The following is a 26780-nucleotide window of genomic DNA, read 5'->3' on the forward strand; positions in this document are numbered from 1 at the left end:
CTCTGGGCGCGCTCGTTTTTGAGCTTTCGATAATTTCAACAAGCGAGGAGGACCGCCATGGGCGTGACCAATCGGTTGGCCTGTTACTCCGACCCCGCCGACCACTATTCCCACCGAGTACGCATCGTGCTCGCAGAGAAGGGTGTCAGCGCCGAGATCATCAGTGTGGAGGCGGGCCGTCAGCCGCCAAAACTGATCGAAGTGAACCCTTACGGCAGCTTGCCCACCCTGGTCGATCGTGACTTGGCGTTGTGGGAGTCAACCGTGGTGATGGAATACCTGGATGAGCGTTACCCGCATCCGCCTTTGCTGCCGGTGTACCCGGTGGCGCGTGCCAACAGCCGCCTGCTGATCCATCGGATCCAGCGTGACTGGTGCGGGCTGGTGGATGTGATTCTGGATTCGCGTACAAAAGAAGCGGTTCGGGTGCAGGCGCGTAAGGAATTGCGCGAGAGCCTGACCGGCGTTTCGCCATTGTTCGCCGATAAGCCTTTTTTCCTCAGTGAGGAACAAAGTTTGGTGGATTGCTGCCTATTACCGATACTCTGGCGCTTGCCGATTCTCGGTATTGAACTGCCGCGGCCTGCCAAGCCGCTGCTTGATTACATGGAGCGCCAGTTTGCGCGTGAGGCTTTCCAGGCAAGTCTGTCTGGTGTCGAACGCGATATGCGCTAAGGCTTAAGGAGCCGCTGATGAACTCCAGTCGACCCTACTTGGTCCGCGCGCTCTATGAGTGGATTGTGGACAACGATTGCACCCCGCACATGCTGGTCAATTCCGAGTTTCCTGCGGTTCAGGTACCGGAGGGTTTTGCCAGTGATGGGCAAATTGTGTTGAACGTATCGCCGAGTGCCGTGCGCCACCTGCACATGGACAACGAAGCCGTGAGCTTCGAAGGGCGTTTTGGCGGCGTGCCGCATACGCTGTTCGTGCCGATTGGCGCCATCCTCGGCATCTATGCCCGGGAGAACGGCCAAGGCATGGTGTTCGATCTGGAGTCGCCTTTCGAGGGTGACGAATCGATCGAAAACGAAGACGGCGATGACCAGCCGCCACCGGATTCCGAGCCACCGCGCCCTAGCGGTCGGCCGAGTCTTAAAGTGGTGAAGTAATGAGCTTCCCCTCTGGGGCGAGCTGAAAAAATACCTCGACGTGTGTCGGGGTATTTTTTTGCGCGAAGGATAGGGATGAAAGTCGCGCCTGGACGGTGATCGTACAACCACCATGGGCTATGATGCGTGCTCAAGCTCACCGAGAAAGATGATCCATCATGGAAAACGCCAACACCGCCCCTCGTCTTCCCCGCAAGCGCCGCAGCCTTGCCCAGGAATTGGTCACGGTGTTGTCCGAGCAGATCCGCGACGGCCAGCTCAAGCGAGGCGACAAGTTGCCCACCGAGTCGGCGATCATGGACGCCCACGGGGTGAGCCGAACCGTAGTGCGAGAAGCGATCTCGCGCTTGCAGGCGGCGGGGCAGGTGGAAACCCGCCATGGCATCGGCACCTTTGTGCTGGACACGCCAAGCCCGAGCGGTTTCCGTATCGACCCGGCCACCGTGGTGACCCTGCGTGATGTGCTGGCGATTCTGGAGTTGCGGATCAGCCTGGAAGTTGAGTCCGCAGGTCTGGCCGCGTTGCGCCGCAGCGACGAGCAACTGGCCGCCATGCGTGCGGCGCTCGATGCCCTGAATGAAAGCGCAGCTCACGCCGGTGACGCGGTGGCCTCCGACTTTGCATTCCACCTGGAAATTGCCCTGTCCACCGGCAACCGCTACTTCACTGACATCATGACCCACCTGGGCACCAGCATCATTCCACGCACCCGCCTGAATTCGGCGCGCCTGGCCCATGATGACCAGCAGCACTATATGGGGCGCTTGAGTCGTGAGCATGAAGAGATTTATGAAGCGATTGCGCGTCAGGATTCGGATGCGGCGCGGGCGGCCATGAGGTTGCATTTGACCAATAGCCGCGAGCGGCTGCGCCATGCCCATGAAGAGGCAGAAGCGCAGCGCGGTTGAAGGCTGCACCGACCCTGTAGGAGCCCGGCTTGCCGGCGATAGCGTCCAAAAGATCGTCATCGCCGGCAAGCCGGGCTCCTACTGCGTCAGTTGGCGGGTTGGTTTGGCTTGTAGTCCTTGAGCAGCAGGTAAGTGCTCCACCCCCACCAATCATTCGTCCAGTGCTTGTCGTTCAGGTCATTCACGTCCTTGCGACGCAGCACCTTGTCGCCCTCCATTTTGAACAACGGCGAGAAGTTGTTCGCCGGGTTCTGCGCAGCATTCAAATCCGGCACATACAACGGCGCCTTGAAATTGGCCGGGGAGGGCGCGACACCACTGATAAAGGTGTCGAAAATCTCATCCGCCGAAGCTTGCACAGCGCGTTTGACTTGCACGCGGTTGTCCGCATCGATGGCGTCGAAGTAGCGTTTGTCTCCATACGCGTGCCATTGATCGCCCATGGCGTTACGCACCTTGAGCCCGAACTTGCTGTCTTCGTCATGCATGAAGCGGCTGATCAGCGAGCCCAGCTCACCTGGCGTCACCACAGCTGCCAGTTGTTTACGCGGTACACGCAGATGGCCGGCCGAGAACAGATCGGTCAAAAAGTGATCAGCAAAACTGTTCATGGCGTACGCCAGTTCCAGCGCTTGGTCGGTGCCGGTCTGGTGAGCCACGACGGCTTGTTGCAGCGCCGCCGTATGCCCCGCCAGATAGGCCGACAGCGCCCATTCGCCAAAGTGGTCGGCATTGTCCGCTGCCAGTTTCAGGTAACGTCCCAACGGAATCAGCGCCGAAACTGCGCTGCCACCGCCGGTGATGCGATTCCATTCCTCGGACAACGTATCACCCAAGGCGTCGTAGGCTTCATGAGCTTGTTTGCCATCCTTGATCGCCTGCTTGACCGCATTGATCTCCTTTTGCATCACCGCGAGGATCTTGTGCGCTTCTTCCCGCGAGGCGGGCAGTACGGCGAGCGTATTGAAGGCCGCGGTAAAGCGTTGCACACGCTCGGCGGGGGAGGCGCCATCGCTGATCGGTTGACCGGGGATGCCATAGAAATCACCCCCTAGGGCGATTACTTGGCCATAGGTCAGCGCCAGCCCATTGGGCAGGTGCAGCTCGACTTGGTGTGCGGGAATCGCGGGGGCATCCTTGACGAAGCGCAACAGGGTTTCATCGCCGATGGCAGTGTGTTCACCGCCTTCGAAGCGCAAGATAGGTGGGTTCTTTTCGGGTGCTGCGAGTTCAAGACCTGACATGTTAGCTCCTTGCTATGTCGTAGGAATCTTTCGTAATGACTGTATGCATATACAGTTAAATCGAGAATAGAGGAAAAATTCCCTACGTCAAGAAGGTGCGCATTCAAAGCGGCCACAATGAAGTCTGATGAATTGCAGTTGACGAATCTTTTTATAGTTGTACGATGACGTACGACATCACCAAAACCAACAACAACCTTTCAATAGAAAGTCTTCGCCCAGGGTGTTCGAATAATGAATCCACAAGAACTGAAGTCCATCCTTTCCCACGGTCTGCTGTCTTTCCCGGTGACCGATTTCAACGCCCAGGGTGACTTTCACCAGGCGGGTTACATCAAGCGTCTGGAATGGCTGGCCCCTTACGGCGCCACCGCCTTGTTCGCGGCCGGCGGTACTGGTGAGTTTTTCTCCCTCGCTGCCAGTGAATACTCCCAGGTGGTGAAAACCGCCGTTGATACCTGCGCCACCAGCGTGCCGATCCTGGCCGGAGTCGGTGGTTCGACCCGCCAAGCCATCGAGTACGCCCAGGAAGCTGAACGTCTCGGCGCCAAAGGCCTGCTGCTGCTGCCGCACTACCTTACCGAAGCCAGCCAGGACGGGGTTGCCGCCCACGTTGAAGCCGTATGCAAATCGGTCAAGATTGGTGTGGTGGTCTACAACCGTAACGTCTGCCGCTTGACCGCGCCGCTGCTGGAACGCCTGGCCGAGCGCTGCCCGAACCTGATCGGCTACAAGGATGGCCTGGGTGATATCGAGTTGATGGTGTCGATCCGTCGCCGCCTCGGTGATCGTTTCAGTTACCTCGGCGGCCTGCCGACTGCAGAGGTTTACGCCGCTGCCTACAAGGCCCTGGGCGTACCGGTGTACTCCTCGGCGGTGTTCAACTTCATCCCTAAAACTGCGATGGACTTCTACCACGCGATTGCCAAGGACGATCACGCCACCGTTTCCAAGATCATCGACGACTTCTTCCTGCCGTACCTGGACATCCGTAACCGCAAGGCCGGGTATGCCGTGAGCATCGTCAAGGCCGGTGCAAAAATCGCCGGCTACGACGCAGGCCCGGTGCGTACGCCGCTGACCGACCTGCTGCCGGAAGAATATGAAGCCCTGGCCGCGCTGATCGACAAGCAAGGCGCGCAATAACCCATTTACAAGGCCGCTGAGAAATCAGCGGCCTTTTGCGTCAGGAGAAGATTCGTGTCCCAAGCCCAACGTTTTGACAACTACATTAATGGCCAGTGGGTGGCCGGTGCCGACTACTGCGTCAACCTCAACCCGTCGGAGTTGTCCGATGTCATTGGCGAATACGCCAAGGCGGATGTTGCCCAAGTCCACGCCGCTATCGACGCAGCCCGCGCAGCATTCCCGGCCTGGTCCACTTCCGGGATCCAGGCGCGCCATGACGCGCTGGATAAAGTCGGCAGCGAAATCCTCGCGCGCCGCGAAGAACTCGGCACCCTGCTGGCCCGTGAAGAGGGCAAGACCCTGCCCGAAGCCATCGGCGAAGTAACCCGCGCCGGTAACATCTTCAAGTTCTTTGCCGGTGAGTGCCTGCGCCTGTCCGGCGACTACGTGCCGTCGGTTCGTCCGGGAGTCAACGTCGAAGTCACCCGTGAAGCCCTGGGGGTGGTCGGCCTGATCACGCCGTGGAACTTCCCGATAGCCATCCCCGCCTGGAAAATCGCCCCGGCCCTGGCCTACGGCAACTGCGTCGTGATCAAGCCGGCTGAACTGGTGCCGGGCTGCGCTTGGGCACTGGCGGAAATCATTTCCCGTGCGGGCTTCCCAGCCGGCGTGTTCAACCTGGTAATGGGCAGCGGTCGCGTGGTTGGCGACGTGCTGGTCAACAGCCCAAAAGTTGATGGCATCAGCTTCACCGGTTCTGTCGGTGTCGGTCGTCAGATCGCCGTCAGCTGTGTGTCGCGCCAGGCCAAAGTGCAGTTGGAAATGGGCGGCAAGAACCCGCAGATCATCCTCGATGACGCCGACCTCAAGCAGGCTGTCGAGCTCTCGGTACAGAGCGCGTTCTACTCCACCGGCCAGCGTTGCACGGCCTCCAGCCGCTTGATCGTCACCGCCGGTATCCACGACCAGTTCGTCGCGGCCATGGCCGAACGCATGAAGTCGATCAAGGTCGGCCACGCGCTGAAAAGCGGCACCGACATCGGCCCAGTGGTTTCCCAGGCGCAGTTGGATCAAGACCTCAAGTACATCGACATCGGCCAGAGCGAAGGTGCGCGGTTGGTCAGCGGTGGCGGCCTGGTCACCTGTGACACCGAAGGCTACTACCTGGCGCCGACGCTGTTTGCCGACAGCGAAGCGGCCATGCGCATCAGCCGTGAAGAGATCTTCGGGCCGGTGGCCAACGTTGTGCGTGTGGCGGACTACGAAGCGGCGCTTGCCATGGCCAACGACACCGAGTTCGGGTTGTCGGCGGGCATTGCCACCACGTCGCTCAAGTACGCCAACCACTTCAAGCGCCACTCCCAGGCTGGGATGGTAATGGTCAACTTGCCGACTGCCGGTGTGGACTATCACGTTCCGTTCGGTGGCCGTAAGGGCTCATCCTATGGGTCGCGCGAGCAAGGTCGCTATGCGCAAGAGTTCTACACCGTGGTGAAGACCAGCTACATCGGTTCGTAATACGGCGCACCTAACTCCTGTAGGAGCCGGCTTGCTGGCGATGGAATCAACGCGGTGTTTCTGAACCGCCGCAGTGATGCCATCGCTGGCAAGCCAGCTCCTACAGAGGCGCCGAGCAACAGACAAAAATTACCCGCAAAAAAAATAATTAGTGGGAGTACTTCTTCATGCAAGCGACCAAGCCGACCCATGTCCGCTATTTGATCCTGCTCATGCTGTTCCTGGTGACCACGATCAATTACGCCGACCGGGCCACCATCGCCATCGCAGGCTCCAGCCTGCAAAAAGACCTCGGCATCGACGCGGTCACCCTCGGTTACATCTTCTCTGCATTCGGTTGGGCCTACGTGGCCGGGCAAATTCCCGGTGGCTGGCTGCTGGACCGGTTCGGCTCCAAGAAAGTCTATGCGCTGAGCATCTTCACCTGGTCACTGTTCACCGTGCTGCAAGGCTATGTCGGTGAGTTTGGTGTCTCCACCGCCGTGGTGGCGCTGTTTATGCTGCGCTTTATGGTCGGTCTGGCCGAAGCGCCTTCGTTTCCCGGAAATGCCCGGATTGTCGCGGCGTGGTTTCCTACGGCTGAGCGCGGTACGGCTTCAGCGATCTTCAACTCGGCGCAGTACTTCGCCACGGTGCTGTTTGCGCCGCTGATGGGCTGGATTGTCTACAGCTTCGGCTGGCAGCACGTGTTTATCGTGATGGGTGTGATCGGCATCATTTTCTCGCTGATCTGGCTGAAAGTTATCCACAGCCCGCGCCAGCACCCGATGATCAACGAAGCCGAGTTCAATCACATCGCCGCCAATGGCGCGATGGTCGATATGGATCAGGACAAAGGCAAGGGTAAGAAAACCGACGGTCCGAAGTGGGATTACATCCGCCAGTTGCTGACCAACCGCATGATGCTCGGCGTGTACCTGGGCCAGTATTGCATCAACGGTATCACCTACTTTTTCCTCACCTGGTTCCCGGTGTACCTGGTGCAGGACCGTGGCATGACCATCCTCAAGGCCGGTTTCATCGCTTCGTTGCCGGCGATCTGCGGGTTTATCGGCGGCGTGCTAGGCGGGGTGATTTCGGATTATCTGCTGCGCAAGGGGCATTCCCTGACCTTCGCCCGCAAGGCGCCGATCATTGGGGGCCTGCTGATTTCCAGCAGTATCGTGGCCTGCAACTACGTGGATATCGAGTGGATGGTGGTGGGCTTCATGGCCTTGGCCTTCTTCGGTAAAGGCGTTGGCGCACTGGGCTGGGCGGTAGTCTCCGACACCTCGCCGAAACAAATCGCCGGCCTCAGTGGCGGCTTGTTCAACACCTTCGGTAACCTCGCGTCGATCACTACCCCTATTGTGATCGGCTACATCATCAGCACCACCGGCTCGTTCAAATGGGCCCTGGTGTTCGTCGGCGCCAATGCGCTGGTGGCGGTGTTCAGCTACCTGGTCATCGTTGGGCCGATCAAACGTGTAGTCCTCAAAGAGCCGCCTGCCAAGGGGCCTGAGTTGACCAACCTAACCGAAGCGCATTCCTGAGGGGCCGTGTGATGCAGTTGATTGAACATGCCGACTCGCCGCGCTCGATTCGTTTGCACGAACGCGACAACGTGGTGATCGTGGTCAATGACCAAGGCGTACCGGCCGGAACCGAATTCCCGGATGGCCTGGTGACCGTGGATTTCATCCCTCAGAGTCACAAGGTGACCCTGGAAGATATCCCCGAGGGCGGCCAGATTATTCGCTATGGCCAGACCATCGGATACGCCCTGGCGCCGATTCCGCGTGGTAGTTGGGTGCAGGAAGATCAACTGCGCATGCCCACCGCGCCGCCGTTGGACAGCTTGCCGCTGTCCACCGAGGTGCCTGAGGCCCAGGCGCCCTTGGAAGGGTTTACCTTCGAGGGTTACCGCAACGCGGATGGCACTGTGGGTACGCGCAATATCCTTGGCATCACCACCACGGTGCAGTGCGTCACCGGCGTACTGGACCATGCGGTCAAGCGCATCAAGGACGAATTGCTACCCAAGTACCCACACGTTGACGACGTGGTAGCGCTGACCCACAGCTACGGCTGTGGTGTGGCGATCACTGCGACCGATGCCTACATCCCGATCCGCACGGTACGCAACCTGGCGCGCAATCCGAACCTGGGCGGCGAAGCCCTGGTGATCAGCCTGGGCTGCGAGAAACTGCAGGCCGGGCAGGTGATGCACGACAACGACAGCTCGGTCGACCTGAGTGAGCCCTGGCTGTATCGGCTGCAGGATTCCAGCCACGGCTTTACCGAGATGATCGAGCAGATCATGGAATTGGCCGAGACGCGCCTGAAGAAACTCGACCAGCGCCGCCGGGAAACCGTGCCGGCGTCGGAGTTGATCCTGGGCATGCAGTGCGGCGGCAGTGATGCGTTTTCCGGTATCACCGCCAACCCGGCGCTGGGCTATGCCTCGGATCTGTTGCTGCGGGCTGGGGCGACGGTGATGTTTTCCGAAGTGACCGAAGTTCGCGATGCGATTTACCTGCTGACCTCTCGCGCTGAAAGCGAAGCCGTTGCCCAGGAACTGGTCCGGGAAATGGATTGGTACGATCGCTACCTGGCCAAGGGCGAGGCGGACCGCAGCGCCAACACCACGCCGGGAAACAAGAAGGGCGGCTTGTCGAACATTGTCGAGAAGTCCTTGGGCTCCATCGTCAAATCCGGCAGCAGCGCGATCAATGGCGTGCTGGGTCCGGGTGAGCGCTTCAAGAGTAAGGGCCTGATCTTTTGCGCAACCCCGGCCAGTGACTTTGTGTGCGGCACGTTGCAACTGGCGGCAGGGATGAACCTGCATGTGTTCACCACCGGACGCGGCACACCTTACGGGCTGGCGATGGCGCCAGTGGTGAAGGTGTCGACGCGTACGGAGCTGGCACAGCGTTGGCCGGACCTGATCGATATCGACGCTGGGCGTATTGCGACTGGGCGGGCGAGCATCGAGGAATTGGGGTGGGAGTTGTTTCACTTCTACCTGGATGTGGCCAGCGGCAAGAAGCAGACGTGGGCGGAGCACCACAAGCTGCACAACGACATCACCTTGTTCAACCCGGCGCCCATTACCTGACTGTGGTGAGCGGGCTTGTCGGATCGCCGCATCGCCCGCGTTGGGTGGCGATCCGACAAGCCCGCTCACTACAAGGATCTAGACCAGACGAAGCGGCCTACACTGGCTTATCATTAGCCACCTAACGACGCTCACCAAGGTTTTCCCCGGCATGCTGGCAATTTTCCTCACGACCCTGACCATCACTGCGCCGGTGTTTGCCATGCTGTTCCTGGGTGTGTTGCTCAAGCGCATCAACTGGATCAACGACAACTTCATCCACACGGCCTCGTCCCTGGTGTTCAACGTCACCATGCCGGCGCTGCTGTTCCTCGGCATCCTGCATGCCGACCTGCACTCGGCGCTCAAGCCAAGCCTTCTGATCTACTTTGCCGTCGCCACCTTGCTCAGCTTCGCCCTGGCCTGGGGTTGGGCAATCTTTAGTTGCCCGCGTGAAGACCGGGGTATCTACACGCAAGGCGCGTTTCGCGGCAATAACGGCGTGATCGGCCTGGCGCTGGCCGCCAGCATGTACGGCGATTACGGCATCTCCCTCGGCGCGATTCTCGCGGCGTTGGTGATCCTGTTCTACAACACCCTGTCGACCATCGTGTTGGCGGTGTACAGCCCGGTGATCAAGTCCGATCCGTGGAGCATTTGCAAAAGTGTGGTGGCCAACCCGCTGATCATCAGCGTGATCGTGGCGGCGCCGTTCGCTTATTTTCAGATTGGCCTGCCTGGCTGGTTGGAAAAATCCATGCAGTATCTGGCGGATACCACCTTGCCGTTGGCCTTGATCTGCATTGGCGGCACCTTGTCCCTGGCAGCGTTGCGCAAGAGCGGCAACAGGGCGCTGAGCGCGAGCTTGATGAAGATGGTCTGGCTGCCAGTGGTGGCGACCTTAGGCGCGTGGTTGCTGGGCTTTCGCGGGCCGGAGCTGGGGATTCTGTTCCTGTATTTCGGTGCGCCGACCGCAGCCGCCAGTTTTGTGATGGCCAGGGCGGCCGAGGGTAATCATGAGCTGGCGGCGGCAATTATCGTGATCACCACCTTGATGGCGGCGGTGACCACGAATATCGGGATCTTCGTGTTGCAGGCAGGAGGTTGGATCTGAGGGTTGTGGTGTCTGTGAGGGCCAATCGCCGGCAAGCCGGCTCCTACGGTGCCTCGTAGGTATCGATCACTTCCTGCGCCGCACGGAACGCATCAATCGCCGCCGGCACACCGGCATACACCGCGCAATGCAGCAACGCCTCGCGGATCTCTTCCACGGTGCAACCATTGTTCAGCGCACCGCGCACATGGCCTTTGAGCTCCTGCGGGCATTTGAGCGCGGTAAGGGCGGCGAGGGTGATCAGGCTGCGGGTTTTCAGCGGCAATCCTTCGCGGTTCCACACACTGCCCCAGGCATGTTCATTGACGAAATCCTGTAGCGGCTGGGTGAACTCGGTGGCATTGCCCAAGGCGCGGTCGACGAACACATCGCCCATGACCTGGCGACGCATATCAACCCCGGGCTTTTTCTGATCGGTCATTGCGATTCCCTCTTGTGTTGGCGGCGCCAGGCTCGCAGCGTGCTGAACAACAGAAAAGCCACCAGCACTGGCAGGACGTAGTACAGCATCAGTTGTTCAAGCTTGGTGGCCAGGGGCATGCCCGTGGTGAACGCCATTACATGCAGCCCGTACGCCAGGTACAGGCCCAGCAGCACCAGGCCTTCGGCGCGTGTCACGCGGTAGCCGGTGTAGAACACCGGCAGGCACAGCACGACTACGCCGAGCATCACCGGCAGGTCGAAATCCAGGGCATTGGGCGATACCGACAGCGGCGAGGGCGCGAGCAGGGCGGTCAGCCCCAACACGCCGAGCAGGTTGAACAGGTTGCTGCCGATCACGTTGCCCACGGCAATTTCCCGCTCGCCGCGCAGCGCGGCAATCAGCGAGGTCGCCAGGCATGGCAGCGAGGTGCCCACGCCGATCAGGGTCAGGCCGATCACACGTTCCGACAGACCCAGGTCGCCTGCCACATCCACTGCGGCACCCAGCAGTAAATGCCCGGCCAGCACCAGGATCAGTAGCCCACCAACCATCAGCAACACGCTGCTCAGCCAGGGCGCGCGGGCCACGGTGTCCAGCGTGCGTGGGCGACGGGAGTGGCGCGTCTGGTAGTGCAACATGCCGAGGTAGGCGACCAGGGCAACCAGCAGCACCAGGCCGTCAATGGGTGTGAGCTCTTCATTGGCGGCGAGGGTGAACACCAGCAGTGCGGCCAGGATCATCACCGGAATATCCAGGCGCACCAGTTGGCGCGAAACCCGCAGCGGAATGATCAGCGCCGACAGGCCCAGGGTCACCAGGATGTTGAAGATGCTGCTGCCGATCACGCTACCCACGGCGATATCGGTGTTACCGGCCAGAGTGGCTTGCAGGCTGACAGTCATCTGCGGCGCGCTGCTGCCGAAGGCCACGATCGTCAGGCCGATGATCAGCGGACGCACCTTGAGGCTCGCGGCCAGGCGCACGGCGGCGCGCACCAGGATCTCGGCGCCGATGATCAGCAGCACCAGGCCGCTGACCAATTCCAGCAGGCTCCAGGGCGAGAGGGCGGTTAATCCGAAAATGGCGAGGGCTCCGTCTTCAGTTGCTCAAGGCTTGCACGCGAACCCGTGCGGTACCGCTGCCGATCATACCCAGCTGCTCGGCCGCCTTGCGTGAAAGATCGATCAGGCGCCCACGGGTATGCGGACCGCGATCATTGATGCGGACAACCACCGATTTGTCGTTGTCGAGATTGGTGACCTTGACCTGGGTGCCGAACGGCAATTGCCGGTGGGCGGCGGTCAGGGCGTTCTGATTGAAGGGTTCACCGCTGGCGGTCTTTTTGCCATGGTGCCGGGCGCCGTAATAGGAGGCGGTGCCGGTTTCGTCGTAGCCGTTGGGGTTGATGATGCCGCTGGCACAGCCGGTCAAAAGGGAGAACAAGGCCAGGAGGCCGAGTAGACGCTTCATGCAAGGAGTCCCATTACAAATGTTGGAGTTGGCTCGTGTGGGAGCTGGCTTGCCTGCGATGGCTTCACCTCGGTGTCACTGATGCACCGAGGCGCCTGCATCGCGGGCAAGCCCGGCTCCCACAGAAGCCGGGTCCTGCACGTGTCAGCCTTCGAGCTTGCTTTTCAGCAGTTCGTTCACCTGTTGCGGGTTGGCCTTGCCTTTGGAGGCTTTCATCGCCTGGCCCACAAAGAAGCCGAACATCTTGCCGCGCTTGGCTTCGTCTGCCGCACGGTATTGCTCGACCTGCTCGGCGTTGGCCGCGAGCATTTCATCCAATACAGCCGAGATCGCGCCGCTGTCGGTGACCTGCTTGAGGCCACGCTTCTCGATGATCTCGTCCGCGCTGCCTTCGCCTGCGGCCATGGCTTCGAACACGGTCTTGGCGATCTTGCCGGAGATGGTGTTGTCCTTGATGCGCAGCAGCATGCCGCCCAATTGCTCGGCAGTGACTGGGGCTTCGTCGATCTCCAGGCCTTGCTTGTTCAACAGGCTGCCCAACTCGACCATCACCCAGTTGGCCGCCAGTTTGGCGTCGCCGGCAATGCTCACGACTTTTTCGAAGTAGTTGGCTTGTTCACGGCTGGAGGCCAAGACGCTGGCATCGTAGACCGACAGGCCGAACTGCGCCTGGAAGCGCTCGCGTTTCTGCTGCGGCAGCTCCGGCAGGGTGGCGCGGATGTCATTGAGGAACGAGTCCTCAAGCACCACCGGCAACAGGTCCGGGTCGGGGAAGTAACGGTAGTCGTTGGCTTCCTCTTTGCTGCGCATGGCGCGGGTTTCGTCTTTGTTCGGGTCGTACAGGCGGGTCTGCTGGATGACCTTGCCGCCGTCTTCGATCAGCTCGATCTGGCGACGCACTTCGCTGTTGATCGCCTTCTCGATGAAGCGGAACGAGTTGACGTTCTTGATCTCGCAGCGGGTGCCGAACTCGACTTGGCCCTTGGGACGGATCGACACGTTGCAGTCGCAACGCAGCGAACCTTCTGCCATGTTGCCGTCGCAGATGCCCAGGTAGCGCACCAGTGCGTGGATGGTCTTGACGTAGGCCACGGCTTCCTTGGCGCTGCGCATGTCCGGCTCGGAAACGATCTCCAGCAGCGGCGTGCCGGCACGGTTCAGGTCGATACCGGTCGCGCCCGGGAATTCTTCGTGCAGGCTCTTGCCGGCATCTTCTTCCAGGTGCGCGCGGGTGACGCCGACGCGCTTGATGGTGCCGTCTTCCAGGGGGATGTCCAGGTGGCCTTTGCCAACGATCGGCAGTTCCATCTGGCTGATCTGGTAGCCCTTGGGCAGGTCAGGGTAGAAGTAGTTCTTGCGCGCGAACACGTTGTGCTGGCCGATCTCGGCGTCAATCGCCAGGCCGAACATCACCGCCATGCGCACCGCTTCCTGGTTCAGCACTGGCAGTACGCCGGGCATGCCCAGGTCGACTAGGCTGGCCTGCGTGTTCGGCTCGGAGCCGAACGTGGTGGCGCTACCGGAGAAAATCTTCGATTGGGTGGCGAGCTGGGTATGAATCTCCAGCCCGATCACAACTTCCCATTGCATAGTGTTCTCCTCAGAAGCCGGTAGGGGTGCGAGTGTGCCAGTCGGTGTTCAACTGGTACTGGTGCGCCACATTGAGCAGGCGGCCTTCCTGGAAATACGGGGCGAGCAGTTGCACGCCGACCGGCAGGCCATCGACGAAACCGGCAGGCATGGACAAGCCCGGCAGGCCCGCGAGGTTGGCGGTGATGGTGTACAGGTCTTCGAGGTACGCAGCCACCGGGTCGCCGTTCTTGGCGCCGAGCTTCCAGGCCGGGTTCGGCGTGGTTGGGCCGAGGATCACGTCGACCTGTTCAAAGGCGGCCATGAAGTCGTTCTTCACCAAGCGACGGATTTTCTGCGCCTTGAGGTAGTAGGCGTCGTAGTAACCGGCCGACAGGGCGTAGGCACCGACCATGATCCGGCGCTGAACTTCGGCGCCGAAACCTTCGCCACGGGAGCGTTTGTACAGGTCGGTGAGGTCTTTCGGGTTTTCGCAGCGGTAGCCGAAGCGCACGCCGTCGAAACGCGACAGGTTGGAGGAAGCCTCTGCCGGTGCGATCACGTAGTACGCCGGAATCGCGTGCTGGTTGTTCGGCAGGCTGATTTCCTTGATCACCGCGCCGAGGCCTTCCAGCGTCTTGACGCTGTTGTGCACCAACTCGGCAATGCGCGGGTCGAGGCCGGCGCTGAAGTATTCCTTCGGCACGCCGATGCGCAGGCCCTTGAGCGAGGTGTTCAGGCTGGCGCTGTAGTCCGGCACGGGCTCGTCGATGCTGGTGGAGTCCTGTTTGTCGAAGCCTGCCATGCCTTGTAACAAAATTGCGCAGTCCTCAGCGGTGCGCGCCAGAGGGCCGCCCTGATCGAGACTGGAGGCGTAAGCGATCATGCCCCAACGGGAAACGCGACCGTAGGTCGGCTTCAGGCCGGTGAGGTTGGTGAAGGCCGCAGGCTGGCGGATCGAGCCGCCGGTATCGGTGGCTGTAGCGGCAGGCAGGAAGCGTGCGGCAACTGCGGCGGCCGAACCGCCAGACGAACCGCCGGGCACGTGCTCCAGGTTCCACGGGTTTTTCACCGCGCCGTAGTAGCTCGACTCGTTGGCCGACCCCATGGCGAATTCGTCCATGTTGGTCTTGCCCAGGGTCACGGCCCCGGCGGCAGCCAGCTTGGACACCACGGTGGCGTCATAGGGTGCTTTGAAGTTGTCGAGCATCTTCGAGCCGCAACTGGTGCGAATGCCCTGGGTGCAGAACAGGTCCTTGTGGGCGATTGGAGCGCCCAGCAGTGCGCCATTTTCACCGTTGGCGCGACGTGCGTCGGCGGCCTTGGCCTGGCTCAGGGCCAGCTCTTCGGTGAGGCTGATGAAGCTGTTGACCTTTGGATCGTGCTCGGCGATGCGCGCCAGCAGGGTCTTGGTCAGCTCTTCGGAAGAAAACTTTTTGTCGGCGAGACCGCGAGCGATCTCGGCCAGAGTCATGTGATGCATTGCAGGCTCTTTCCCTTTAGTCGATGACTTTCGGAACCAGGTACAGGCCGTTTTCGACCGCTGGTGCGATGGACTGGTAGGCCTCGCGATTATTACTCTCGGTCACGACGTCTGCGCGCAGGCGCTGGCTGGCTTCCAGCGGGTGAGCCAGGGGCTCGATACCGTCGGTATTCACGGCCTGCATTTGGTCGACCAGCCCGAGAATGCTGTTCAGGGCTGCGGTGGTCTGTGGAAGATCGGCATCATTGAGGCCAAGCGAGGCCAGGTGCGCGATTTTTTCCACGTCGGAGCGTTCAAGCGTCATGGGAATCTCCAGTGGAAAACAGAACGGAGGCTGTCCGTGTGTTAGATTGTCGGAACACTACCGCATTTCTACGGTCTTACGGCCGCGATTGTGGGGTTAGGTGCACAGAAAGTCGGCCAATTTAGCACATTGGCGCCTTGCCCAAAATCCCTGTCGTTGTTAGAGTTTGCCGCACTTTTTTACCCACGCGTTGCCTAGGGTCCCTTTCCCATGTTCAAGAAACTGCGTGGCATGTTTTCCAGCGATCTTTCCATTGACCTGGGCACTGCCAACACCCTTATTTACGTGCGCGAGCGCGGTATCGTCCTGAATGAGCCATCGGTTGTGGCTATTCGGACGCACGGTAACCAGAAAAGTGTCGTTGCCGTCGGCACCGAGGCCAAGCGCATGCTTGGCCGTACACCCGGCAATATTGCCGCCATTCGTCCGATGAAAGATGGCGTGATCGCCGACTTCAGCGTCTGCGAGAAGATGCTGCAGTACTTCATCAACAAAGTTCACGAAAACAGTTTCCTGCAGCCCAGCCCTCGTGTGCTGATCTGCGTTCCGTGCAAATCCACCCAGGTTGAGCGTCGTGCCATCCGTGAATCGGCCCTTGGCGCCGGTGCCCGTGAAGTGTTCCTGATCGAAGAGCCAATGGCTGCTGCGATCGGTGCCGGACTGCCGGTTGAAGAAGCACGCGGCTCGATGGTGGTGGATATCGGTGGTGGTACCACTGAAATCGCCCTGATCTCCCTGAACGGTGTGGTGTATGCCGAATCCGTACGCGTCGGCGGCGACCGCTTCGACGAAGCGATCATCACGTATGTACGTCGTAACTATGGCAGCCTGATCGGTGAGTCCACCGCTGAGCGCATCAAGCAGGAAATCGGCACCGCCTACCCAGGCGGCGAAGTGCGCGAAGTCGATGTGCGCGGTCGCAACCTGGCCGAAGGCGTTCCACGTGCTTTCACCCTGAACTCCAATGAAGTGCTGGAAGCTCTGCAAGAGTCCCTGGCCACCATCGTTCAGGCGGTGAAAAGCGCGCTGGAGCAATCGCCGCCGGAACTGGCTTCCGACATCGCCGAGCGTGGCCTGGTGCTGACCGGCGGTGGCGCCTTGCTGCGTGACCTCGACAAGCTGCTGGCCCAAGAGACTGGCCTGCCGGTGATCGTCGCCGAAGACCCGCTGACCTGCGTTGCCCGTGGCGGTGGTCGTGCACTGGAAATGATGGATAAACACACCATGGACCTGCTCTCCAGCGAATAAGTCATTGCTGGTTAGCCCATGTTTCGCCCGCAGGCAGCACTTTGCAGTGCTGCCTGTTGGCGTTTATCTTCTTCAATCTGCATCCAGGCCGGTTAGATGCCGTATGAATAAAGAGAACATTTGCCTGGGAGGAGCGGCTTATTAAACCGCTTTTCGCCAAAGGCCCCTCATTGGGCGTGCGCCTGTTGGTGCTGGTCGTGCTTTCGGTCGCGCTGATGGTGGTCGATGCCCGCTTTGCACTGCTCAAGCCCGTGCGCAGCCAAATGTCGCTGGTGTTGATGCAGACTTACTGGATCACCGACCTGCCGCAACGTCTGTACCAGGGCGTGGCCAGCCAATTTGGCAGCCGCACCGAACTGGTCGCCGAAAACGAAAAACTCAAGACCGAAAACCTGCTGTTGCAGGGGCGCATGCAAAAGCTCGCGGCCCTCACCGAGCAGAACGTTCGGCTGCGCGAGTTGCTCAATTCTTCCGCGCTGGTCAACGAAAAGGTCGAAGTGGCCGAGCTGATCGGCATGGACCCCAACCCCTTCACCCATCGCATCATCATCAACAAGGGTGAGCGCGACGGTGTGGTCTTGGGCCAGCCGGTGCTCGACGCCCGTGGCCTGATGGGCCAGGTGGTTGAGCTGATGCCCTACACCTCGCGGGTCTTGTTGCTGACGGACACCACCCACAGCATTCCGGTGCAGGTGAACCGCAACGGCTTGCGGGCGATTGCCAGCGGCACTGGTAACCCGGAACGCCTGGAGTTGCGCCACGTGGCGGACACCGCTGACATCAAGGAAGGCGACCTGCTGGTCAGCTCTGGCCTGGGTCAGCGTTTCCCGGCGGGTTACCCGGTGGCGACGGTGAAGGAAGTGATCCACGATTCCGGCCAGCCGTTCGCCATTGTGCGTGCGGTGCCGACTGCCGCCCTGAACCGCAGCCGGTACTTGCTGCTGGTGTTCAGCGACAACCGTACGCCGGAAGAGCGCGCCAACGACGCCGCTCAGGCCCAGGAAGCGGAAGACAAGCAAAACGGTACAGCGCCGATCGTTCCGGCGACTGTGCCCAAGCCGGCATTCGTAGGACCACCGGCACCGACGGCGGCTCCGGCAGCGTCTGTGGCCACTCCGGTCAAGCCGGCCGCTCACAACACGCGTCCCGTCAAGCCAACCGTGACTAAACCACCGGCCGCGACCCCGGCTGCCAAGCCTCCGGCGACTGTCCCGGCAACGACGCGGCAGAGGGAGGAATAATGGCCAGTACTCATTCGCGCAACGGCTGGATCGTCTGGCTGACCTTTGCTATCGGTATGCTGCTGAGCGTTTCGCCCTTGCCGCAGTTCATGGAAATTCTGCGCCCGCTTTGGCTGGCGCTGTTGCTGGCCTTCTGGTCGCTGAACCTGCCGCATAAAGTCGGCATGGTCACGGCGATGTTCCTGGGCTTGGCGGAGGATGTGCTCTATGGCACCTTGCTGGGTCAGAATGCGTTGATCCTGACCCTGATCACTTTCCTGGTGCTGTCGTTGCAGCAGCGCCTGCGGATGTTCCCCATGTGGCAGCAGTGCTTGGTGATCCTGGTGATCTTCGGCCTGGCACAGCTGGTTCAGCTGTGGCTGAGCGCCTTGACCGGTAACCGTCAGCCAACCCTGGCGCTGGTGCTACCGGCCCTGGTCAGTGCCTTGCTGTGGCCATGGATCAGCTTCGGTCTGCGTGGGTTGCGTCGTCGCTATAAAATCAATTGAATGGATTGCGAGGCTCTGCCTGGTTATCGAACCCTACAGGGAGAGTCTGCATGAATTCGCTTTACCTGGCCTCGGGCTCCCCGAGGCGGCGTGAATTGCTGACGCAGATCGGTGTGCCTTACACCGTGGTCAGCGCGGCTATTGATGAAACCCCTCTTACAAATGAATCCGCCGTTTCCTACGTCGAGCGCCTTGCGCGCGGCAAGGCAGCGGCGGGTTTCGCTGCGCTCGAGAATAGCTCCGGTGCCTGTGTGCTGGGTGCCGATACCGCCGTGATCGTCGATGGCAAAATCCTCGGCAAGCCCGTGGATCAGGCCGATGCCCTGGCAATGTTGATGGCGCTGGCGGGGCGTGAGCATGAAGTGCTGACCGCCATTGCCCTCACCGACGGCCAACGCTGTGAGACTGTTTGTGTAAGCAGTCGTGTACGGTTTCGCGGGATTTCCGTCGAGGAAGCGACCACCTACTGGCACAGCGGCGAACCCCAAGACAAGGCGGGCGGCTATGCTATCCAAGGGTTGGGCTCGGTCTTTGTCGCCGGGCTCAATGGCAGTTATTCCGCCGTGGTAGGCCTGCCGGTGTGCGAAACCGCGCAACTGCTCGGCCAATTCGGCATACCCTGTTGGCAAAACCTTACCGCGCGCTGAACGCCGTATTCCAGCGCCCAGCCTTAAGCGATCGGTCACTATTGTGAAAACGCCTGAACGAGACCCAGCCATGAGTGAAGAGATTCTGATCAATATCACGCCGATGGAATCGCGCGTGGCGGTGGTAGAGAACGGTGTTCTGCAAGAAGTGCACGTTGAGCGCACCCAGAAGCGCGGGATCGTCGGCAATATCTACAAAGGCAAGGTGGTGCGGGTTTTGCCGGGGATGCAGGCGGCATTCGTCGACATCGGCCTGGACCGTGCCGCGTTTATCCATGCTTCGGAAATTTCCCTGCGCGAAGGGCCAGCGGTAGAAAGCATCAGTGCCCTGGTGCACGAAGGGCAGAGCCTGGTGGTGCAAGTCACCAAGGACCCCATCGGCTCCAAAGGCGCGCGCCTGACCACTCAATTATCGATTCCGTCGCGTTACCTGGTGTACATGCCGCGCACCGCCCATGTCGGCATTTCCCTGAAGATCGAAGACGAAGCCGAGCGCGAGCGCCTGAAAAAGGTGGTCAGCGACTGCGTGGCGGCCGAAGGCATCAAGGAAGCGGGCGGCTTCATCCTGCGCACCGCCGCCGAAGGCGCCGGCGCCGATGAGATCCTTATGGACATCCGCTACCTGCGGCGCCTGTGGGACCAGATCGGTGCCCAGATCAAAACCATCGGCGCGCCCAGCGTGATCTACGAAGACCTCGGCCTGGCCCTGCGTACGCTGCGCGACCTGGTCAGTCCGAAGATTGAGAAAATTCGCATCGACTCGCGGGAAACATTCCAACGCACCACGCAATTTGTTGCCGAGCTGATGCCTGAAATTGCCGACCGCCTGGAACACTATCCTGGCGAGCGGCCGATCTTCGACCTGTATGGCGTTGAAGACGAAATCCAGAAAGCCTTGGAACGCAAGGTGCCGCTCAAGTCCGGTGGCTACCTGGTGGTGGACCCGGCGGAAGCCATGACCACCATCGATGTCAACACCGGCGCGTTCGTGGGCCATCGCAACCTCGAAGAAACCATCTTCAAGACCAACCTCGAAGCGGCCACCGCGATCGCGCGCCAACTGCGCCTGCGTAACCTGGGCGGCATCATCATCATCGACTTCATCGACATGGAAGATGAAGAACACCAGCGCCAGGTGCTGCGTACCCTGGAGAAACAGCTGGAACGCGATCACGCCAAGACCAACATCATCGGCATCACCGAGCTGGGCCTGGTGCAAATGACGCGCAAGCGCACCCGCGAAAGCCTGGAGCAAGTGCTGTGCGAGCCGTGCAGCAGTTGCCAGGGCCGCGGTAAATTGAAGACCCCGGAAACCGTTTGCTACGAGATTTTCCGCGAAATCCTGCGAGAAGCGCGAGCCTACCAGGCCGAAGGTTACAGAGTGCTCGCCAACCAGAAAGTGGTCGATCGGCTGCTGGACGAAGAATCCGGTAACGTTGCCGAGCTGGAGGGGTTTATCGGGCGCACGATACGCTTCCAGGTCGAAACCATGTATTCCCAGGAACAATACGACGTGGTGCTGCTCTGATCCCCAATCGTTTTCCTTTTATGGGACGAGCAGGCCTTGATCTGCCGTCCGACTACCGCCTTGAGGGTCGCCTGACATGGAGCGTCTGATACGCTTTTTTGCCGCTTTGACCCGTTGGGGCCTGGGCCTCTGTGCCTTGCTGCTGGTGCTGGCGGCGGTGTATGTGAGCCTGGGTCGTGAGTTGACGCCGCTGGTGGCCGAGTACCGTGCAGAAGTCGAGGCCAAGGCCCAGGCTGCTGTGGACATGCCCCTGCATATCGGCAGCCTGGAAGGCCGCTGGAGCGGCTTCGCGCCGGTATTGCTGGCCCATGATGTGATGGTGGGCGAGGGCAGCAGTGCCCTTCGCCTGGACCAGGTCGAAGTGGTGCCGGATATGTGGGCCAGCCTGATGGCCCGAGAAGTGCGCATTGCGCACCTGCAAGTCAGTGGCTTGCAGCTTAGCGTCAAGGAAGACAAGGACGGCAAATGGGCCTTGCAGGGCTTGCCAGTGCAGAACGACCAGCCCGTGGACCCTGAGCAGTTGCTCAAGAACATGCAAAAGGTCAAGCGCGTGTCGTTGCTGGACAGCCAGGTGACCTTGCAGCCGTTTGACCAAGCGCCGGTGACCCTGACGTATGTCGGCCTGAGCCTGCACACCGGCATCACGCGCCAACGCCTGGATGCACGCTTGACGCTGCCCGACGGCCAACCCTTGGCGGTGAGCCTGCGCACGCGTATCCGCGCCAGTCAGTGGAAGGACGGCGAAGTCCAGGCGTACGTGAGCCTGCCGCAAAGCGACTGGGCCAAGTGGATCCCGGCCAAGCTGACCCAGCAATGGAAGCTCACCCAATTCAAAGCTGGCGGTGAACTCTGGCTGACTTGGGCCAAAGGCACCGTGCAAAGCGCGGTGGTGCGCCTCAACTCGCCGCAGGTAAAAGGCAGCTACGCCGACCGCAAACCTGTGCATATCGAGAACCTGGCCCTCACCGCCTACCTGCAACGCAGCGATAGCGGTCTCAAGGTGCTGTTCGACTCGCTGGCGATGAATCTGGGGGAAACCCGCTGGGAATCGCGCCTGCAACTTCAGCAAACCCTGGCCACCGACAAGGATCAGGAGGTCTGGAAGCTCCAGGCCGACCGCCTGGACCTCACGCCGATCACGCCGCTGCTCAATGCCTTGGCGCCGCTGCCGGAGGGTTTCGCCAAGACCATTCAGCACCTCAAGGCCACGGGCCTGCTGCGTAATGTGCTGGTGGATTTCCGTCCTCAAGATACGACGGATCAAAAAGTCAGCTTCGCCGCCAACCTCGAACGCATCGGTTTTGATGCCTACTTTGGCGCACCGGCCGCGCGGAACGTGTCCGGCAGTATCAGCGGTGACCTGGGCCATGGCGAGTTGCGCATGGACAGCAAAGACTTTTCCCTGCACCTCGATCCGATCTTTGCCAAGCCGTGGCAGTACATCCAGGCCAATGCTCGCCTGACGTGGAAGCTCGACAAGGAAGGCTTCACCCTGATCGCCCCGTACATCAAGGTGCTGGGTGAAGAGGGCAATGTCGCCGCTGATTTCCTGATTCGCCTGCATTTCGACCACAGCCAGGAAGACTATATGGACCTGCGGGTCGGCATGGTCGATGGCGATGGGCGCTTCACCCCCAAATACCTGCCGGCGGTGTTGAGCCCGGCGTTGGATGAGTGGCTGCGTACGGCGATTCTCAAGGGCGCGGTGGACCAGGGCTTTTTCCAGTATCAGGGTTCGCTGAACCACGACGCGCTGCCGGCCTCACGCAACATCAGCCTGTTCTTCAAGGTGCATGATGCCGAACTCGCGTTCCAGCCGGGCTGGCCGCATGTGAGCAAGGTCAATGGCGAAGTGTTTGTCGAGGAAAGCGGCGTACGCATCCTGGCCAGCAAGGGCCAGTTGCTCGACACCAAGGTCAAGGACGTCTACGTCAATATCCCCCACGCGCCGGCGGGCAAGGACAGTCATCTGTTGCTGACCGGCGGGTTTGCCGGTGGTTTGGGCGACGGTTTGAAAATCCTCCAGGAAGCGCCGATCGGCACCGCATCGACCTTTGCCGGGTGGAAGGGTGAGGGCGACCTGCAAGGCAGCCTTGACCTGGATGTACCGTTGGCGAAAGGCACCGAGCCGAAGATTGTGGTGGACTTCAAGACGGACAAGGCACGGCTGCAATTGGCCGAACCGACCCTGGACCTGACCCAGCTCAAGGGCGATTTCCGCTTCGACAGCGCCAAAGGCCTCAGTGGCCAGAACATCACGGCCCAGGCGTTTGACCGGCCGATCACGGCGCAGATCGTTGCCGATGGCAAGCCGGGCAATATCAGTACGCGTGTGTCTGCCAAGGGCCAGGTGACGGTCAAGCGGCTGACGGACTGGTTGAAAGTCAGCCAACCTTTGCCGGTGTCCGGCGATATTCCCTACCAGTTGCAACTGACCCTGGACGGTGCCGATAGCCAACTGATGGTCAGCTCCAACCTGAAGGGCGTTGCCGTGGACCTGCCGGCACCGTTCGGCATGCCCGCCAGCCAGGGGCGTGACAGTGTGTTCCGCATGACCTTGCAGGGGGCCGAGCGGCGTTATTGGTTCGACTACGGTGAGCTGGCCAACTTCACCTTCGCTGCGCCGCCGGACAAATTCAATGAGGGGCGCGGTGAGCTATTCCTCGGGGATGGCGATGCTGTGTTGCCAGGGGCCAAGGGCTTGCGCATACGTGGCGTGCTGTCTGAACTCGATATTGACCCGTGGAAGAAACTGGTTGACCGCTACGCGGGCAACGATCCGGGCGGCAGCGCCAAGCAGTTGCTCAGCGGCGCTGACTTCAAGGTGGGTAAGCTGTCCGGTTTTGGCACCCAGTTTGATCAGGTCAATCTACAGCTGGACCGCAAGCCTGCGGCGTGGGGCCTGCAATTCGACAGTCAGCAGGCCAAGGGCACCGTCAACCTGCCGGACGCCAAGGGCGCACCGATTGCGGTCAACCTTCAATATGTGAAGCTGCCAGCGGTGGATCCGACGGTGCAGGCTGATGAAAACGCACCGGACCCCTTGGCGAGCATCGACCCCAAGGACATTCCGGCGCTGGATATCGCCATTGATCAGCTTTTCCAGGGCCCGGATCTGATAGGTGCCTGGTCGCTGAAAATCCGCCCGACCGCCAAAGGCTTGGCTTTCAATAACCTCGACCTCGGCCTCAAAGGCATGCAGCTCAAGGGCGCGGGTGGTTGGGAAGGGACGGCTGGCGACAGTAGCAGTTGGTACAAGGGTCGCTTGGATGGCAAGAATATCGGCGATGTACTCAAGGGTTGGGGTTATGCGCCCACCGTCACCAGCCAGGATTTTCACCTGGATGTGGATGGTCGCTGGCCCGGTTCGCCTGCCTTTGTCGGGCCCAAGCGTTTCTCCGGCAGCCTGGATGCAGCGTTCCGCAATGGCCAGTTCGTCGAAGTGGAAGGCGGGGCACAGGCGCTGCGGGTGTTTGGCCTGCTGAACTTCAACTCCATTGGGCGCCGTCTGCGCCTGGACTTCTCGGACTTGCTCGGCAAGGGCTTGAGCTACGACCGTGTGAAGGGCTTGCTGGCGGCGAGCAACGGGGTATTCGTGACCCGTGAGCCGATCACCATGACCGGGCCTTCGACTAACCTGGAACTCAACGGCACCCTGGACCTGGTCGCAGACCGTGTCGACGCCAAGCTGCTGGTCACCCTGCCGGTGACCAATAACCTGCCGATCGCCGCGCTGATTGTAGGCGCGCCCGCGATCGGCGGTGCGTTGTTCCTGATCGACAAGCTGATCGGTGACCGTGTTGCGCGCTTTGCCAGCGTGCAATACAAGGTCGAAGGCCCGTGGAAGGACCCGAAAATCACCTTCGACAAGCCATTTGAAAAACCAAACTGAGAGCCTGTGGAGTAGCATGGCCGCATGCCCATTAAGGAGAGACGGTCCATGTCCTTTGCGGTAATTCAAATGGTCAGCCAGAGCGATGTGCTGGCCAACCTGGCCCAGGCCCGGCGCTTGCTGGAACAAGCCGCAGCGGGTGGGGCGAAGCTGGCGGTATTGCCGGAAAACTTTGCCGCCATGGGCCGCCGCGACGTGGCCGACATCGGTCGCGCCGAAGCTCTGGGCGAAGGCCCGATCCTGCCGTGGTTGAAACAGACCGCCCGCGACCTCACCTTATGGATAGTGGCTGGTACTTTGCCGCTGCCGCCAAAGGACCAGCCGAACGCCAAGTCCAATGCCTGCTCGTTGCTGGTCGATGATCAGGGTGAAATCGTTGCCCGCTACGACAAGCTGCACCTGTTCGATGTGGATGTCGCCGATGCCCGCGGTCGTTATCGCGAATCTGACGACTATGCTTTCGGAGGCAATGTGGTGGTAGCGGACACGCCCGTCGGTCGGTTGGGCCTGACGGTTTGTTACGACCTGCGCTTCCCCGAGCTCTACAGCGAATTGCGTGCGGCAGGGGCTGAGTTGATTACAGCGCCTTCGGCGTTTACGGCGGTGACCGGCGCGGCGCATTGGGATGTGCTGATTCGCGCACGCGCCATCGAGACCCAGTGTTACCTGCTGGCGGCGGCTCAAGGCGGTGTGCATCCGGGGCCACGGGAAACCTATGGTCATGCGGCGATTGTCGACCCTTGGGGTCGTGTGCTGACACAACAGGATCAAGGCGAAGCAGTGTTGCTGGCCGAACGCGATAGCAGTGAACAGGCGTCGATACGGACGCGCATGCCGGTGGTCAACCATCGGCGCTTTTTCTCGCAGGGCGCACAGCGACCTGCTTCGGAACGATGAATTTAAGGCCATACCTATGAGCGAGTTGTTGTCCTCAGTCAGTGATCACCTCCTGGCGCCCGGTGGCGTGACCATCGAAAGCTTGCAAACCGTACTCGGCGACTTGGCCGGGCCGGGCATCGACGCGGCTGACCTGTATTTCCAAGGGCAGATTTCCGAGTCCTGGGCGCTGGAAGACGGCATCGTCAAGGAAGGCAGTTTCAACCTCGACCAGGGTGTGGGCGTGCGTGCGCAGTCCGGTGAAAAAACCGGTTTTGCCTACAGCAACGCGATCACCCTGGAAGCCTTGGGGCTGGCGGCGCGGGCCGCACGTTCGATCTCCCGGGCCGGGCAAAATGGCACGGTGCAGGCATTCAGCACCCAGGACGTGGCGCAGTTGTACGCGCCGGATAACCCCCTGGAAGTGATCAGCCGTGCGGAAAAGGTCGAGCTGCTCAAGCGTATCGACGCCGCCACCCGTGCCCTCGACCCGCGTATCCAGCAGGTTACCGTGAGCATGGCTGGTGTGTGGGAGCGCATCCTGGTGGCGTCCACCGATGGCGGCCTGGCGGCGGATGTGCGGCCGCTGGTGCGTTTCAACGTCAGCGTGATCGTCGAACAGAACGGTCGCCGCGAACGCGGTGGTCATGGCGGCGGCGGGCGTACCGACTACCGTTATTTCCTCACCGACGACCGTGCCATGGGTTATGCACGTGAAGCGCTGCGCCAGGCGTTGGTCAACCTTGAAGCCATTCCTGCCCCGGCCGGCACTTTGCCGGTGGTGCTGGGTTCGGGTTGGTCCGGCGTGCTGCTGCACGAAGCGGTCGGTCATGGCCTGGAAGGTGACTTCAACCGCAAAGGCAGTTCGGCCTATAGCGGGCGCATGGGTGAAATGGTGGCGTCCAAACTCTGCACCATCGTCGATGACGGCACCCTGGCCGGGCGTCGTGGCTCGCTGAGCGTCGACGACGAAGGCACCCCAACCGAGTGCACCACCCTGATCGAAAACGGTGTGCTCAAGGGCTACATGCAAGACAAGCTCAACGCTCGCCTGATGGGCGTGGCGCGTACGGGCAACGGCCGTCGCGAATCCTACGCGCACCTGCCGATGCCGCGCATGACCAACACCTACATGCTCGGTGGCGAAAGCGACCCGGCCGAGATCATCGCTTCGGTGAAGCGTGGCATCTACTGCGCCAACCTCGGTGGCGGCCAGGTGGATATCACCAGCGGCAAGTTCGTGTTCTCCACCAGCGAGGCTTACCTGATCGAAGACGGCAAGATCACTGCACCGGTCAAAGGTGCGACATTGATCGGTAACGGTCCGGAAGCCATGAGCAAGGTGTCGATGGTCGGCAACGACCTGTCGCTGGACAGCGGCGTGGGTACCTGCGGGAAAGACGGACAGTCAGTGCCGGTGGGTGTCGGCCAGCCAACGCTGAAGATTGATGCGATCACCGTGGGTGGCACGGGGTCGTAAGAAAGACGGAGCTTCGGGTGGCGAGAACCG

23 protein-coding genes are annotated in these 26780 nt (G+C 60.9%); 16 read left to right on the forward strand and 7 right to left on the reverse strand.

The window, feature by feature from the left end:
• The first annotated feature begins 57 nt into the window (after positions 1–57).
• From U367_RS0123665 to U367_RS0123675, 3 genes are all read left to right on the forward strand, one after another.
• On the forward strand, positions 58–675 hold the full coding sequence (locus U367_RS0123665; protein ID WP_016971566.1) for a glutathione S-transferase N-terminal domain-containing protein: 618 nt from the start codon (positions 58–60) through the stop codon (positions 673–675).
• A gap of 17 nt (positions 676–692) precedes the next feature.
• Positions 693–1112, forward strand: coding sequence for a ClpXP protease specificity-enhancing factor (locus tag U367_RS0123670; RefSeq protein ID WP_016976231.1), 420 nt, complete (start codon positions 693–695; stop codon positions 1110–1112).
• Between the two features lie 158 nt (positions 1113–1270).
• Positions 1271–2020, forward strand: coding sequence for a FadR/GntR family transcriptional regulator (locus U367_RS0123675; RefSeq protein ID WP_016976230.1), 750 nt, complete (start codon positions 1271–1273; stop codon positions 2018–2020).
• Between the two features lie 86 nt (positions 2021–2106).
• Here the strand turns inward: U367_RS0123675 and U367_RS0123680 are convergent, their stop codons facing one another.
• Positions 2107–3264 (reverse strand): phosphatidylcholine-hydrolyzing phospholipase, encoded by a 1158-nt coding sequence (locus U367_RS0123680; protein ID WP_028618836.1) that lies wholly within the window; start codon positions 3262–3264, stop codon positions 2107–2109.
• Positions 3265–3498: 234 nt separating this feature from the next.
• Between U367_RS0123680 and kdgD the strand changes: the two genes are divergently transcribed.
• The 5 genes from kdgD (at position 3499) to U367_RS0123705 (ending at position 10100) form a co-directional block, all read left to right on the forward strand.
• Complete coding sequence (gene kdgD / locus U367_RS0123685) at positions 3499–4410, forward strand: 5-dehydro-4-deoxyglucarate dehydratase (RefSeq protein WP_016976228.1); 912 nt, start codon at positions 3499–3501, stop codon at positions 4408–4410.
• 54 nt (positions 4411–4464) lie between these two features.
• Positions 4465–5910: an aldehyde dehydrogenase family protein gene (locus tag U367_RS0123690; protein WP_028618837.1), complete on the forward strand. Its 1446-nt coding sequence runs from the start codon at positions 4465–4467 to the stop codon at positions 5908–5910.
• Positions 5911–6077: 167 nt separating this feature from the next.
• The gene (locus U367_RS0123695; protein WP_028618838.1) at positions 6078–7442 is read left to right on the forward strand and encodes an MFS transporter; all 1365 of its coding nucleotides are present in this window, start codon (positions 6078–6080) and stop codon (positions 7440–7442) included.
• Between the two features lie 11 nt (positions 7443–7453).
• Complete coding sequence (gene garD, locus U367_RS0123700) at positions 7454–9007, forward strand: galactarate dehydratase (protein WP_028618839.1); 1554 nt, start codon at positions 7454–7456, stop codon at positions 9005–9007.
• Between the two features lie 151 nt (positions 9008–9158).
• On the forward strand, positions 9159–10100 hold the full coding sequence (locus tag U367_RS0123705) for an AEC family transporter (protein WP_028618840.1): 942 nt from the start codon (positions 9159–9161) through the stop codon (positions 10098–10100).
• Positions 10101–10143: 43 nt separating this feature from the next.
• On the opposite strand, the gene U367_RS0123710 is transcribed toward U367_RS0123705, so the two are convergent.
• From U367_RS0123710 to gatC, 6 genes are all read right to left on the reverse strand, one after another.
• The gene (locus U367_RS0123710) at positions 10144–10521 is read right to left on the reverse strand and encodes a carboxymuconolactone decarboxylase family protein (RefSeq protein WP_028618841.1); all 378 of its coding nucleotides are present in this window, start codon (positions 10519–10521) and stop codon (positions 10144–10146) included.
• A complete protein-coding gene (locus U367_RS0123715) occupies positions 10518–11564 on the reverse strand; it encodes a calcium/sodium antiporter (protein ID WP_028618842.1) in 1047 nt (348 codons plus the stop codon). Before U367_RS0123715 ends, U367_RS0123710 begins: the two co-directional genes overlap by 4 nt.
• A 58-nt stretch (positions 11565–11622) precedes the next feature.
• Positions 11623–11994, reverse strand: a complete 372-nt coding sequence (locus U367_RS0123720; protein ID WP_028618843.1) for a septal ring lytic transglycosylase RlpA family protein — start codon at positions 11992–11994, stop codon at positions 11623–11625.
• A gap of 144 nt (positions 11995–12138) precedes the next feature.
• Entirely contained in the window at positions 12139–13584 is a 1446-nt protein-coding gene (gatB, locus tag U367_RS0123725) for an Asp-tRNA(Asn)/Glu-tRNA(Gln) amidotransferase subunit GatB (protein WP_028618844.1), read from the reverse strand.
• 10 nt (positions 13585–13594) lie between these two features.
• A complete protein-coding gene (gene gatA, locus U367_RS0123730; protein ID WP_028618845.1) occupies positions 13595–15046 on the reverse strand; it encodes an Asp-tRNA(Asn)/Glu-tRNA(Gln) amidotransferase subunit GatA in 1452 nt (483 codons plus the stop codon).
• Between the two features lie 16 nt (positions 15047–15062).
• On the reverse strand, positions 15063–15350 hold the full coding sequence (gatC, locus tag U367_RS0123735; protein ID WP_010213142.1) for an Asp-tRNA(Asn)/Glu-tRNA(Gln) amidotransferase subunit GatC: 288 nt from the start codon (positions 15348–15350) through the stop codon (positions 15063–15065).
• A gap of 210 nt (positions 15351–15560) precedes the next feature.
• On the opposite strand from gatC, the gene mreB reads away from it, so the two are divergent.
• The 8 genes from mreB (at position 15561) to tldD (ending at position 26750) form a co-directional block, all read left to right on the forward strand.
• On the forward strand, positions 15561–16598 hold the full coding sequence (gene mreB, locus U367_RS0123740) for a rod shape-determining protein MreB (RefSeq protein WP_002555108.1): 1038 nt from the start codon (positions 15561–15563) through the stop codon (positions 16596–16598).
• Between the two features lie 140 nt (positions 16599–16738).
• Positions 16739–17839: a rod shape-determining protein MreC gene (gene mreC, locus U367_RS0123745; RefSeq protein WP_073860064.1), complete on the forward strand. Its 1101-nt coding sequence runs from the start codon at positions 16739–16741 to the stop codon at positions 17837–17839.
• Complete coding sequence (gene mreD / locus U367_RS0123750; protein ID WP_016976217.1) at positions 17839–18327, forward strand: rod shape-determining protein MreD; 489 nt, start codon at positions 17839–17841, stop codon at positions 18325–18327. The genes mreC and mreD overlap by 1 nt, the downstream gene beginning before the upstream one ends.
• 50 nt (positions 18328–18377) lie before the next feature.
• Positions 18378–18974, forward strand: coding sequence for a Maf family protein (locus U367_RS0123755; protein WP_028618847.1), 597 nt, complete (start codon positions 18378–18380; stop codon positions 18972–18974).
• 70 nt (positions 18975–19044) lie between these two features.
• Positions 19045–20502, forward strand: a complete 1458-nt coding sequence (gene rng / locus U367_RS0123760) for a ribonuclease G (RefSeq protein WP_010213134.1) — start codon at positions 19045–19047, stop codon at positions 20500–20502.
• 76 nt (positions 20503–20578) lie between these two features.
• Positions 20579–24394: a YhdP family protein gene (locus U367_RS0123765; protein ID WP_028618848.1), complete on the forward strand. Its 3816-nt coding sequence runs from the start codon at positions 20579–20581 to the stop codon at positions 24392–24394.
• A gap of 48 nt (positions 24395–24442) precedes the next feature.
• The gene (locus U367_RS0123770) at positions 24443–25291 is read left to right on the forward strand and encodes a carbon-nitrogen hydrolase family protein (protein WP_028618849.1); all 849 of its coding nucleotides are present in this window, start codon (positions 24443–24445) and stop codon (positions 25289–25291) included.
• Positions 25292–25307: 16 nt separating this feature from the next.
• Positions 25308–26750: a metalloprotease TldD gene (gene tldD / locus U367_RS0123775; RefSeq protein WP_010213129.1), complete on the forward strand. Its 1443-nt coding sequence runs from the start codon at positions 25308–25310 to the stop codon at positions 26748–26750.
• Positions 26751–26780: the final 30 nt, after the last annotated feature.

Source organism: Pseudomonas canadensis (genome assembly GCF_000503215.1).
GTDB classification, from domain to species: domain Bacteria; phylum Pseudomonadota; class Gammaproteobacteria; order Pseudomonadales; family Pseudomonadaceae; genus Aquipseudomonas; species Aquipseudomonas canadensis.